This is a genomic window from Brevibacillus sp. FSL K6-0770 (assembly GCF_038000275.1).
Lineage (GTDB): Bacteria > Bacillota > Bacilli > Brevibacillales > Brevibacillaceae > Brevibacillus > Brevibacillus parabrevis.
Map to the genome: position 1 here is coordinate 3,073,096 of NZ_JBBOBQ010000001.1, position 13,994 is coordinate 3,087,089.

3 protein-coding genes and 2 pseudogenes are annotated in these 13,994 nt (G+C 53.6%); all 5 read right to left on the reverse strand.

Annotation, left to right across the window (positions count from 1 at the left end):
- Positions 1 to 4: 4 nt before the first annotated feature.
- The 5 genes and pseudogenes from NST23_RS14540 to NST23_RS14550 all read right to left on the reverse strand — a co-directional run bounded on the left by NST23_RS14540 (position 5) and on the right by NST23_RS14550 (position 13,977).
- Positions 5 to 817 (reverse strand): transglutaminase domain-containing protein, encoded by an 813-nt coding sequence (locus NST23_RS14540; protein WP_122966465.1) that lies wholly within the window; start codon positions 815 to 817, stop codon positions 5 to 7.
- Positions 810 to 1,244, reverse strand: coding sequence for a phosphopantetheine-binding protein (locus NST23_RS28460; protein WP_429827559.1), 435 nt, complete (start codon positions 1,242 to 1,244; stop codon positions 810 to 812). Before NST23_RS28460 ends, NST23_RS14540 begins: the two co-directional genes overlap by 8 nt.
- Positions 1,224 to 2,645 (reverse strand): annotated as a pseudogene (locus NST23_RS28465) (amino acid adenylation domain-containing protein); the annotation flags it as partial. The pseudogene NST23_RS28465 and the gene NST23_RS28460, both read right to left, overlap by 21 nt.
- A gap of 75 nt (positions 2,646 to 2,720) precedes the next feature.
- Positions 2,721 to 11,330: pseudogene (locus tag NST23_RS14545) on the reverse strand (amino acid adenylation domain-containing protein); the annotation flags it as partial.
- Between the two features lie 7 nt (positions 11,331 to 11,337).
- The gene (locus tag NST23_RS14550; protein ID WP_340963972.1) at positions 11,338 to 13,977 is read right to left on the reverse strand and encodes a non-ribosomal peptide synthetase; all 2,640 of its coding nucleotides are present in this window, start codon (positions 13,975 to 13,977) and stop codon (positions 11,338 to 11,340) included.
- Positions 13,978 to 13,994: the final 17 nt, after the last annotated feature.

Below are 13,994 nucleotides of genomic sequence, written 5' to 3' on the forward strand. Positions count from 1 at the left end.
TGCCCTATCTTTTGAAGTGCAGGAACTTATGCTCGGAAAACAACGCTTGCAGTTGTGCGTAATTTTCATCGGGGTCTTGCAAATAAAGAGCGATCTCATCGAGCAGTTGCAGCTCTTCCCAGTCCAGCTCGTCCATCTCTTTTTGGCAAAGCGGAGGATAGTCCCAGTAGCACAGCTCGTTTCCAAGAACGGCATTCAGGTCATAGCACAAGTTGTTGCGGATGTAGTGCATCCCCCACGATTTTTTGACCCCGAAAAGCTGGGGATTGATTTCTTTGTCGCGTGCCATCAGCCACGCGTCACCCGCCATCAGGAACTCATCGCCCTGAATATCGATGAGTTCCCAATCGGGATCGACCCTGATCCACCGTTTTTCGGCTTCTTCCCACACTTCGCAAATCCAGTGATCGATATATTTCCTGCCGTTCTCGGACAAATAGCTGGCAAAGCCGACCCGGCTGCGCACCGGGAGTCCCCGGGAGCGCAGCATGGAAATCAGCAGCAGCGAATGAAAGCGGCAAGAAATGAGCAGCCGCTCGCTTGGCAAACGTTCAAACGTGAGGCCATCTGCGTTGCGTTCGACCAGAGCCTCCAGCATTTCCGTGATCTTGTAAAATTTCTCGTCTTCATTGCGCGTATAATCGGTCAGCAAATGCCTCACTTTTTTGATCATCGTGGGATGGATCAATTGGCACTTGATTAATCGGCACAGCTCTGGCAAGCCTTGGGGCAACTCATGAAAGAGATAGCCGTATTCACCGGGATCGGTGTTGGGAGTAAATGTCGTATAAAAATGCAGCAGTTCGGCTTTATTCACTTTCAGAGTTCCTCCTTCTTTTCGCATTTCTTTGCTTGATCCGCTCTCTTCCCTGGTTGCGGACGTTGATCGTCTCTTCCTGTCCTTCGTCTGGCTGGTCGTCGTTTTCCGCTGTCAAATAGGCAGCCAGCGCATGGATATTGGCGTGCTCGAACATGGCGAGGATCGGGATTTCCCTGGCAAATACGTCTTTCAACTTGCTGTTAATCATTCCGATCTGCAACGAATGAATGCCCATCTCAAAAAAGTTGTCGAGCACACCTACACGATCAGTCTCCAGAACTTCCTGAAACACAGCGACGATGCTCGCTTCCACTTCATTGCGGGGAGCGACGTATGCCGTTCCGGTGCTCGTGCCAGTCGGTTTCAGCTTCAAGAGAGCCTGTACATCCACTTTTCCGTTGGCCGTCAGCGGCAGTTGCTCCACGACGATAAAATGATACGGTATCATGTAATCGGGCAAAGCTTTGGCAAGCCTGCTCCTGATCTCATTTATAAAAGCATCCCGGTCGTGCGGTTCGGTTTCCGGCACGAGATACGCATACAATCGCTTGTCTGCTTCTCCCGCCACCAGCACGATCGCATTTCTCACCGTGTCGATTTGCAGCAGACGTGATTCTACCTCTCCTAATTCTATTCTATATCCACCAATTTTTACCTGCTGGTCCTTTCTGCCCAAAAACTCAATCAGCCCGTTGCGGTGCAGCACCCCGTAATCCCCTGTCCTGTATATATAGCCGAATTGCGGATGATGAACAAAGGAGCGATTGGTCTTTTCGGCGTCATGCAGGTAACCGTCCGCAACCCCTCTTCCTCCGATATACAGTTCGCCCGGTACAGAAAGCGGGCAAAGCTCCATCCGCGAGTTGAGCACGTAAAACTGCTGGTTGGCTAATGGCTTTCCGTAAAAAATGCTCTTCCACTCGGGTCCAACCTCGTCGATCGGGTAGTAGATCGACCAGATGGATGCCTCGGTAGCCCCGCCCAAGCTGATGACTTCCGCCCCAGGGAAGCTTTCGCGAATCGCTTGCGGCAGCGTGAGCGGAATCCAGTCGCCGCTCAGCATGACCAGACGAAGCTGCTCATCTCGCTGCTCGCCGCGCTCCTTTTTCTCCGCTGCCACGCGATCCATGATTGCAGGGACGGAGTTCCAGATCGTAATGTTTTTCGCCGTAATCGTGTCGGCAAGCTGGGCCATATCCTTTTGGTCTTTGACAAGCACGAGTGTCGCTCCGGCGGCAAACGCGCCAAAAATGTCATAGACGGACAAGTCGAAGCAGAGCGAAGATACGCCCAAAATCCGATCATGAGCGGCAACATGGAATTTTTGATTGATATCTTGGATCGTATTGCAGGCGGCTACATGCCGAATCATGACTCCTTTTGGATTGCCCGTGCTTCCCGAGGTGTAGATCACGTAGGCCAACTGTTCCGGCTGAACAGCCGCAGCCTCGTATTTTTTTGCAGCATGCTCCAGCTCGTTCCGCTCGTAAAAGTCAGACTCAAGCACGAGCTTGCATTGGCTGTGTCTGCGGATGTAGTCCACACGATCCGCCGGGTAGTCAGGATCAATCGGTACATAGGCAGCGCCGCTTTTTAAAATGCCGAGCAAATAGGCAAAGGTGGCGATTTCCCGTTTGGCAATGACGCCAATCAGATCGCCGGGAGCGACGCCGATGTGCCGCAAGCAGCTCGCGACTTTGTTTGCGCGCTCATTCAGCGCTTCGTACGTGATCTGCGTCTCGCCGTCCTCGATTGCGACGGCAAAAGGAGTTTGTGCCACAGTTTCCTCGAACAGCCCGTGCAATGTTTTGCTCGCAATGTCCACGGCCGTATCGTTGTACGCATCAATCGCAGCTCTGTCACTGGCGGATACCGAAGGCAACTCCTTTTCAGCTTCGTCGTTCAAGATCGTATCGATCCGGGTCAGGTACTGGGCGAACATCGTGTCAATCACCACGGGGTCAAACAACTCGCTGATGTAGTCCCAGTTGATGACGATGTTTCCGTCAAGGAGCGCCACCTGATTGTCGAGATAGACTTGGGAAGTTTGCGTGATGCCGCTTGTATCGTTTTCCCATTCGGATGTGTACTCCGCATCGTCAGTCGCTTGTTGGACACTGTCTTCATTTTCAAACAAGGCACTCGTAAACACGATGGGCATGACAGCCTTGTTGCCCAATTCTCGCTGCTTGCTGATCTCCCGCATCACATCGATCCCGTCAAAATGGCGATGAGCCAACGCCTCCATCAGCGATTGCTGAACTTTTCTTGCCTTCTCCCAGAACGTATCCGCTGGATGCAGCCGTACCTCGACCAGCGCAACGGACGTAAAGTCTCCGACAAGCTTATCCACATCCGGGTGCAACGGCAGACGATTGAACAAGGTCAAATTCAGGCTAAAGTCCAGTTGATTGCTCCAATTCGCCAGCACTTCGGCATACGCCGTGCACAAAACCGCCGAAGGAGTCAAATTGTGCTTCTGGGCCGCCTTTTTCAAAACTTGCCAGCTTTCTTTGGCGTATCGCTTCGACTTTCTTTGGAAGTACGGATTTTTGACGTGGGACGGTTGCACCTGCAACGGGATTTCCGGTGCCAGCGGAAAATCGTCCAGCTTTGCCATCCAGTATTCCTTGTCCTGCAAATACAAGCTGCTGGTTTTCAGTCGCTCGTAGCCGATCATGTAATCCCGGAAGGAAAGCGATAATTCATCTAGCTCGTCCGCAGCGCCTTCATACAGCTTTTGCAGCTCTTTCCCTAAAATCTCCAGGCTGTAAGCATCCATGATGAGCAAGTCAAAGCTGATGCACAGCAAACTTTCTTGCCCGTTCAAGCGAAACGCTTTGATTTCAAAAAGCGGCCATTGCCCCGGACGGAAAATCGCATGGGACATGCGCTCTCTTTCTTTTGCCAGAATCGCCGCTTTTTCTTCCTTGTCGCATCCTTGCAAATCGCGGATGTCGATAGCGTATTCGGGTATGTCTGCCAAAATTTGCTGGCGGGCATCGGGCAAAAAGATCGTGCGCAGCGCGGGATGCCTGCGGATCAACAAATTCAGGCAATGATTGAGACGCAAGATATCGAGCCTGGTGACAATCTCCTGATACGAATGCGTCGAGACTCCGCCCAGCTCGAAGCTGCTGCTTCTGCCCAAATAATAGGCCATTTGCACATTCGTTAACGGAAACGGTTCATGCAATTGGCTTGGCTCCGGTATCAAGGCTGGCAAGTCGGCTACGCGCTCTTCGTGGATCGCTTCGCGAATAAAACCGGCAATCGCCTCGATTGTTTGCAGTTCGATAAAGTCTTTGAACTGCATGGAGCATGCAAAGCTGTTGTTGATTTCATACACGAGCTGCATGATTTGAATCGAGTTTCCGCCCAGCTCAAAAAATCGGTCGCGGACGCTCATGCTTTCGCTGCGCAGTACGTTTCGCCAAATGTCGTACAGCTTCGCTTCTACTTCGTCCCTCGGCTCGACCAGTTCTTGTTGCTCTGCTGCGACCCCGGTTACCTCCGGAAGCGACTTCCGGTCGATTTTGCCGTTGATGGTCAGCGGAATCTGCGCAAGCGGCATGAACAAGGACGGAATCATATATTCCGGCAGTTGTTGGCGCAAATAGTCCCGCAGCTCCTGGCTCGTTACCGGATAGGCAGCCGTATAGTACGCGACCAGCAGCTGTTCGTGCTGAGCGTCCTGCTGGACATGCACCACCGCTTTTTCAACAGCAGGATGGGCATCGAGCAAATTTTCGATTTCGCTTTGCTCAATCCGGTAACCGCGTATTTTCACCTGAAAATCGGTTCGTCCCAAATAGTCGAGCAAGCCTTCCCGCGTCCACCTTGCCATGTCTCCGGTCGCGTACATTTTTTCGCCAGGTCGAAACGGGTTGTCGATAAACTTCTCTCGGGTCAGCTCTGGATTGTTCTGATACCCACGGGCCAAACCGTGCCCGCCGATATACAAAAGGCCAGGGACGCCGACAGGTTGCGGCATCAGCTCTGGACTTAGAACATAGACTTGGGTATTTTTGAGCGGTCTGCCGATGGTCACAGGCTGCGTCGCCGCCACTTCCTGAATCGTGGACCAAATGGTCGTTTCGGTAGGACCGTACAGGTTGTAGACTCGACCCTCCGGCAACAGTCGCACGGCTGCATCTGCCAACGGCTGCGGCAAAGCTTCTCCCCCGATCAGCAAGTAGCGCAGGCGACTGAGCTGCCCGGCCAATTCCGGCTCCGCCAGCAACAGCTTCAAGCGCGATGGCGTCGTCTGCATCACGGTAATTTTTTCACGTCTGACCAGGCTTGCCAGCTTGAGCACATCTCGCTGGCAGTCTTCATCGGCAATCACCACCTGATGGCCTGTCAACAGCGGCAGGATGCTCTCCAGCCAGAAAATATCGAAAGAAACGGTCGTCAAGGATAAAAACTTCTCGTTTTCGCCGAAAGAAAGCACATCGGTCATGCCGTGAAGGAAATTGATCAAGGCGCGGTGCTCAATCAAAATTCCTTTGGGAAATCCGGTCGTGCCTGAGGTATACATGCAATACGCCACATCGGTGCTGCTGTTTTCCAGCGGCAGCCGTTCTTGAGGCTGCGCCGCAACGTAAGGATCGCGCATGTCAATGACCTGCCGCTCGCCTGCTGCCTCCACGGTCGTATTGGTCAAAATGACCCGGACACGGCTGTCCGCAAGCATATAGGCGACTCGATTGGCTGGCAGACTCGGATCGACAGGCAAATACGCGCCGCCCGCCTTGCCAATCGCTAGTAGTCCCGCAATCATGTCGCACGATCGGGTAGCGATGAGGGCGACGACCTGGCCCGCGCCGACGCCATGCGATTTGAGCGCATGAGCGAGCTGGTTGGCCCGCGCATCCAGTTCACGGTACGTCATCGTCTGGTTGTGGAACGTTAGCGCAGGCTGATCAGCGCATTTTTCGGCCATGGCTTCAAAAAGCTCATGCACCAGCAGTTGCTCGGGATATTCCCCTGCTGTCTGATTGAACCCGCTGACTAGCCGCTCCCGCTCGTCGGCATCCAGCAAGGAAAGCTGGCTCATTTTTTGCTGCGGCTGCGCGATCACATCTTGCAAAAGCTTTTGGAAATAGCGGATAAAACGGGTAATCGTTTCTTTTGTAAACAGATCGCTTGCGTACTCTACGGTAAAAAACAGCTCGCCTTCCCGTTCTTCGCCATCCAAGGTCAAGTCAAAGCGGGCTGTGTTTGTTTTGAACGAATACGGCTCGATTTGCAGCCCGGCAGACGAATGGTTCTCACCGCTCCCTTGACGGCTGACATTTTGAAACGCGAACATCACATCAAACAACGGGTTGCGCCCGAAGTCCCGGGAAAGCTCGATCTGGCTGACCAGCTCTTCAAACGGATAGTCCTGGTGCTCCAGGGCGTGGGACATGTTTCCTTTGATCGCGTTCAGCAGCTCGGCAAAGGTCATGTCGCTGCGTACGGTGCTTTTGAGCGGAAGCGTTTGAACGAACATGCCGATCACATTTTGAATATCGCTGTGATTCCGTCCCGAAGTCGGAATCCCTACGATAATCTCGTCCTGATTGCCGAGCTTCGCCAAAAGAACGTTCCATGCCGCCAGCAAAACCATGTACAGCGTCGCTTCATGGCTCGTGGCCATCCGCTTGATTTCGTCGGCTTGGCGTTGCGGGATGGAAAACATCTCCATGCCTCCGCGATACGTTTTGTAAGGCGGGCGGGAAAAGTCCGTCGGCAGGTCAAGCAGCGGAATTTCGCCGGAAAACATCCCGGTCCAATACTCCTGGTCCGCCTGGTGTCCGGCGAGCGTTGTCTTTTCCTGCTGCCACTCTGCGTAATCCTTGTATTGAACAGACAAAGCGGGAAGTCCAGAAGACTGTCCATCCTGCTGGTACAAAGCCGTAAACTCGTCAATCAAGATCGAGTTGGAGGTGCCGTCTGTGATGATATGGTGAATGTTGAAGACGAGCACGTGGCTTTGCTCGCTTTCCTTGAAAATACCCACCTTCCATACAGGAGCAACGCCGAGATCAAACGGCTGTATCCACGCTTCGATGTGCGCATCGCTGATTGGCTCGTTGAGTTCTCTGTAGTCGGCAGGAAACGGGAACGGCTCGTGAATGACCTGCAGCAGCTCCCCATCAATGCGCTGGAACGAGGTGCGCAAGCTTTCATGTCTGCGAATCAGCTCGTTCAGGCATCGCTCCAATTTTTCGTAGGAAAGCAAACCTTTCACGCGCAACGCAATGATATTGTTATACTGCTTGTTCGCTTCCTCCATTTGGCTGAGGAAATACAGTCGTTTTTGTCCGGAAGTCAAAGGATAGCCCGCTTTTTCTTGCGCCTTGGGAATCTGCGAGAAATCTGTCCGGTCCGCCCCGCGGATAAAGCAGGCGATCTCGCCAATCGTCGGCTTGTTGAAAAAGGTCGGCAGAGGCAGTTTGACATCCAGCTTTTTATAGAGAAGCGCAATCATCGTGATCGCCTTCAGCGAGTCTCCGCCTAGAGCGAAGAAGTCCTCGTCGCTCCTGATCGCTGCGATTCCCAATACACTGCGCCATACGTCCGCGATGATCTCTGTCAGCTCGGCTTCGGACAGCGTTGCGCGGTTGATTTTGGCGGGCACCAGCTCAGCCTGCACGGCGACTGCCGCTTCTTTTTCCAGGATGAACTCTTCGCTGAGCTGATTGCTTTCTTCCATTAAAGCAGGAAGCTCAAGAACAGAGACGATGGCCCGGTGAAACTGGTTTTCCAAAAGGTAGCGCAGCACTTCTACCCCTTGCTGCGGCGAGATCGCCTCTTCGGCAAATTGCCGCTCGTTGACTTGCCGATTCATGCTGCGGTTTTTTTCCATCGCGGTGACGGACATCCCTACCTCGGCCCAGTCGTTCCAGTTGATCGAGGCTGTGTAGCCAGCCCGTTTCTGCAAGCGATAGGCGGCGAACGCATCCAAAAACTCATTCGCTGCGTTGTAGCCGACTTGACCGAATTTGCGCCCGTAAATGTAGTTGCCGATGGAGGAAAACAAGATAAAGAAATCGAGTGCGCGTTCTGCAAAAAGCGTATCCAGCACGATCGTTCCCTGTACTTTGGGCAGCAAGATCGGGTCGGTCATTTCCTTCGTCCTGCGCTGGATCACCCCTGCGTAGTCAGGAACCCCGGCCGTGTGCAAAACGCCAGTAATCGGCCCAAACCGCGTCTCCGCCTCACGAACTACCTTTTGCATGGCGGAATAATCGGAAATATCCACGCTGTAAACGTCGATCATCGCCCCGGCTTGTTCCAGCGACAGGATCGTGCGAATTTTGCCGGACAAGTGATGATCGGGCTTGTCCTCGATCCATTGCGTCCATTGCTCGCGCGGCGGAAAAGCAGAGCGTCCGATCAAGACGAGCCGCGCCTGATAGCTCTTCGCCAAATACTCCGCCAAGGCGAAGCCCATTCCGCCCAGTCCCCCGGTAATCAGGCAGACGAGCTTTTCTTTGAGCAGCGGCAGCTTTTCCGGCTGTTTCACGAGCACAGGCTCGCGCACCGCTTCAATCCACCTGCTTTTGCCGCGGAGCGCCACTTGCTTGTGCGGAAAATCAAACTGAAATTCCCGAAGCAGATTCGCCGCCAGCGCCATATGGTTACCTGTCTGCTTGTCGCCCGCTGGAAGCTCGATGTCGACCGTGCAAACTTTGCTGTTGGGGTATTCGTAAGGAATGATCTTGCTTGCCCCGAGCACGACCCCTTTCAGCGGGCAGATTGGTTCGTCCTGGGTAACGGAATACAGTCCGTTCGTCACGATCTGCAAGCGCATCTTTTTGCTGCCAGCCTTGCTCCCGATGTACCGGGCAAGCTGCAACAGGCTGTAAAAAAACTGCTGCTGGCTCGGCTCAACGGCCGCCAGCTCCGGTTCGATTGGCGGCGTCACTGTCCATAGATAGCTGATGCAATCCGGTACCTTCTGCAAATCGTCCAGCAAGCTGTCCAACTCTTCCGGCTTTTGCGGATTCAGTCTGTAGTGGGCAGACGTCACTCGCTGGTAGCGCTCGGCCTGCTCGACGATAATATACGTGGCGCCGCGCTCTTTCAGCTCGCTCGCCAGCGCTTCCCCCAAGCCAGCCTGATCCTGGAAAATGAGCCAGGTCGCCTCGCTGGCAATCGCTTTTTCTGCATAGGCTGGCAAAGCAGAGCTTTCCCATGCAGGCACGTAAAACCATGAACGGATGTCTTCCCTTCTGTGCGCCGCGCTGCTCTCGCTGGGCTGAAGACGGCTGGCGAACTGCCCGAAGTTGAACAGACTTTTATCCACAGGAAATTCCTGCGAGTCAAAGGCGTAGGTTGGCAAAGACACACGATTTCGCTCTTCGTGTTGATAATAGGCAGTCCAATTGATCTCCTGACCGTACAACCACATCGTTCCCAGCGCTTCCAAAATGGCGTAGGAATGGATGCGCTCCAGCCTGAGCTGGTGACCATAAGCCGCGACTTGTTCCATGCCAGGTTCCCCAGCCTGTGCCGAGCCAAAGATCAGGCACAGCCCATCCGGTTTGGAAACAGGGCGATTGCTTTCTGTTTGCGCAAAGTGGTCAAGCCGATCGCGACCCACGAGCGCGTGAATCGCATCACCAAAAGCAAGGCGCCCCTCCAGGCACTCGACTAGCAGATTGCCTTTGCCGTATCCCCACATGCTTTGCGGTTCAACGCCCCAGTCTTTGAACAGTTTGGCGATCGCATAGTAGAGCGCAAAGCGCAAAGCTTGCCCGTGCTTCGGCGCGCGCAGCTGCTCCGCGATGGACACAGCCGCCTGCCCAAACACTTGCTGATTCAACAAGCGCAGCGCTTGTGCCATTACTTGCTGGACGGCAGGCTCTTCCTGGCACAGATGGACGATTTCTGCAAGCTCGCCCTCCTCCCAGCTGTCTGCGGCAAAGTCAGGGAATACAAAAGCGACGGAAAGCTTTTCCTTGGCGAAAGCAGCTTTGGAATCTTGCCCGATAAAGCGGAGCGGCTGTGCCAGCGTCTGGTTGCAAAGCGCGATTTCTCGAACGGGAAAATGCTTTCGTCCCACCTGCAGCGAATAGGCAACATCTTCAAGACGTGCATCTGGATTAGCATGCAAGTATTCCTCAACATTTTGCTTATATCGCTCCAGGGCTTGCTCTGTTTTGGCCGAGAGCAACATCAGTTGCCAACTTCGGCCAGCGCTTGCTTCCCGCACGGCAGGCGCTTCTTCGATAATCACATGGGCATTGGTTCCCCCGATTCCGAATGCGCTGATCCCGGCCCGCAGCGGCTCATCCGTTTTTTCCCACTCCGTCAGCTTGTCATTGATGTAAAAGCCTTTCTCAATTACGTCCAAATGCGGATTCGGGCTTTGAAAATGCAGCGAAGGCGGAAGCTGGCGATGCTTGATAGCCAGCACTGCCTTAATGAACGAAGCGATCCCGGCTGCGCTGTCCAGATGACCGATGTTGGTCTTGACCGAGCCGAGCGCGCACGAGTGTTTTTGCGAAGGCTGATAGGCCAGCTCCAGCGCTTCCAGTTCAATCGGATCGCCAAGCGGTGTCCCTGTTCCGTGACACTCGATATAAGCGACGCTCTCTGGCGCTACTTCCGCTACCTTAAGCGCGGTGCGAATCACTTCCGCCTGTCCGATTGTGCTCGGGGCCGTAAACCCGGTTTTTTGCATACCGTCATTGTTGACAGCGGAGCCTTTGATGACGGCGTGAATCTGATCGCGATCATCGATGGCATCCTGCAATCGCTTCAATACGACGACGCCCGCCCCGTCTCCGCCGACAATGCCCTGTCCGTTTGCATCAAACGCCTTGCATTTGCCGTCTGGCGACAAAATCATTCCTTCCTGATAGACATAGCCGCTTTTTCCTGGCAGCGTCACGGTAACCCCGCCAGCCAATGCCAGATCGCACTCGCCGTTCAACAGCGACTGGGCCGCCATGTGCACAGCGACAAGCGAAGTCGAGCAAGCGGTATAAATCGTTAAGGCAGGGCCTTTCAGGTTTAATTTATGCGCGATCCGCAGGCTCAAATAGTCCTTGTCCACAAGCTGGGTGGCAGCCCAGTGGCCGATCGCCTCGCTTTTTCCCGACAGGCTCATCAGCGCTTCCCACATATGGTTCGGGGAAGCTCCTGCGAACAAGCCGATCAGCTTCTGCTCGACCTGCGCGGCATAGCCGGCATCCTCCAGCGCTTCCCAAATGCACTCGTGAAACACCTTCATTTGCGGGTCCATAAGCTCCGCTTCCAGTGGCGTATAATCAAAAAAACGGGCATCGAAGCGATTCCCGCTCTCCAAATACCCTTTTGCCTTGACGTACTCTGCACTTTTGACGGCTTGCGGGTCTACCCCCGCCTCGATCAGCTCGGCTTCGGAAAACGTCTGGATGGAGTGCACGCCGTTTTTCAAGTTTTCCCAGTACGCCGCGACATTGCTTGCTCCCGGAAACCTTCCTGCCAGGCCGATTACGGCTATTTCCAGGCCATTGTATTCGTGTCCCATATCATCCCTACTTTTTTAACAGACGTAATTTTTGCAATCGGGCTTTTTTCCCGTCCTCGATCGAGTCGAGCCGGGCGTCGGCTTGCAGCTTCCGGGTAGTGACTTCTGCTTCCAGTACGTTTGCCAGCATGCTGATCGTCGGATAAGTAAACAAAGTCACGACAGTCACCTCTCGCCCCAGTTGATCCGTCAGCTCTTTGCTGATCTTGAGCACGTCAAAAGAAGTCCCGCCCAAATCAAAAATCGTGGAATGAATGCCGATGGAATCGGTTTTGAGAACCTTGCCCCAAACCTCTGCGAGCTGTTTTTCCAGCTCGGTGCCTGGTTGAACAACATCGCGCTTGCCGCTCTGTCTGAACTCCATCTGGAGCAATTGGTTGTCGTCCACTTTTCCATTGATCGTTAACGGTATTTTGTCGAGCAAAAGGATAAAGGACGGGATCATATAGTCGGCGACGCGCGTTTGCATATACTGCCTGATTTCCACCGGATCGAAGCGCTCTGCCTGTTCTTCTTTCATCACGACATAGGCGCAAAGAATTTTGCCGTCTTCCTCGATTTCCCGAGCCATCACCACAGCCTCTTGAATGCCTTCCATCGTCAACAGATGGGAGCGCACCTCATCCAGTTCGATGCGATATCCCCTGATTTTCACTTGCTTGTCCCTGCGCCCGATGTATTCCACTTCTCCGTCAGACGAATACCGCCCTAAATCGCCGGAGCGATAAAGCCGCTGCATCTGGCCGCCAAGCTGGCATAGCTGAAATCGTTCTGCTGTCAATTCCGGTTTGTTCAAATAGCCACGCGCGACTCCTTCGCCGCCAATGCAGATTTCACCGACGACACCTGTGGGCACGACGTCTCCTTGCCTGTTCAAAATGTGCAAGTGGACGGTGGAAAACGGCACGCCAATCCGCTTTTCATTCGAGCGAATCTGCTCTGCGGCAATTTCCTTGTAAGTCGTATGGACAGTCGTCTCTGTAATTCCATACATATTGATAAGCTTTGTTTCGGGATATTTGTCATGCCACGCGGCGAGCTTCGCAGGCAGCAGAGCTTCCCCGCCAAAAATGACGTAGCGCAAGCAAAGCTTTTTGTCCGGCTGTTTCAGCTCTTCCTCGATAAACTGGTAAAAAGAGGAAGGCGTTTGATTCCAGACGGTCACCTGTTCTTCTCGCAACCGCTGTACGAGTTGCCGATAATCCCGCTTCAGCACGTTCGATAGCAGCAAAAGCTTGCCTCCGTGCAGCAAAGCTCCGAATATTTCCCAAACGGAAAAATCGAAGCCGAACGAGTGAAACAGCACCCACGTATCGTCGCAGGAAAAAGCGAAGCGATTGTTGTCATGAAAAAACAAGCGGACTACGTTTCTGTGCTCGATCATGACTCCTTTGGGCTTGCCCGTGGTTCCCGACGTGTAAATAATGTAGGCAAGCTGGTTCGGTTGGTGGATCGGCTCTAGATTGGCAACAGAATAATGATTGAGTCGCTCGTCGTCGGCAAAGATCACGTCAGCAAAACCGCTGGCCAACGATTGCGCTTGCAGTGTCACGACATAGGTCGCCTGGCTGTCTTGTCTCATGTACTCGACTCTGTGCGTGGGAAGATCCGGGTCAATCGGCAAATACGCGCCGCCCGCCTTCAATACGGCCAAAATGGCGACGATCATGTCCACGGACGGCGGCATCAGCACGGCTACTATCGATTCGGCGGTTACGCCCCGCTCCCGTAAACAATGGGCCAGTTGATTCGCCTTTTGATTGAGCTGGTCATACGACAGCCGCTTTTGTTCAAACACAACAGCTGTATGCTGCGGATACGCCTGGACAGCTTCCTCAAAAAGCGACGAGATCGTTGCCTTTTCGGGAAAAGGCAACGCCGTCTCATTGATCCGAGCGAAAAGCTCCTGCTCTTCCGCGGTGAGGATCGACAGCTCTTTCAGTGGCACTCGCGGATTGTCGAGTGAATGTTCCAACAAAATCGAGAGCTGTTCCACCAGCCGCTCGACCTGCTCTTTTTGGTAAAGCAAGGCATTGTAATGGATGCGGACACGCAGCTCGTCGTGCTGTCTGTCAAAAGCCAGAATGAGGTTGGACGAGGCCCTGTCCAAGTATGACAGCTCCTGAATGTTCGCCAAAATAACAGAGACGTCCAGAAAATCCGCAGGCTGCTTCGCATTTTTCAAGATCAGCTCAATCGGGTAGTTTTGATGCTCGATAGCCTCGGAAACGGTTTGCCTGACGTCCGTAATCACGTCAAGCAGCGGCATTTCGTTGGTGAGCGGAATGCGGATCGGCAGCACCGTATTGATAAACTCTTCATTCGCTTGCTGACGGTAGATGCTGGTTCCGAGCACGATATCCGTCTGCCCCGTGTGCTTCATCAGCAACACGGCTGTATAAGCCAGCAGCAGCACGTGCAATCTGGCATCGGAGTGGTTGCTGATTTGCACCAGTCGATTGGCGCAATGGCTCGGGAGGACAAAGTCTGCCGTCTCCATGCGCAGTTCCTCTGCTTTTGTGTCATGCGCTCCGGCAAAAAAGCAGCTTTTCTCTGCTGCGCCTGCCAGCTTGTTTTGCCAATACTCATATTCTTTTTTATACATGTCATTCAAATACGACACGTTCGTATCGAAATGACCTCCCATACGCTACCACTCCTATG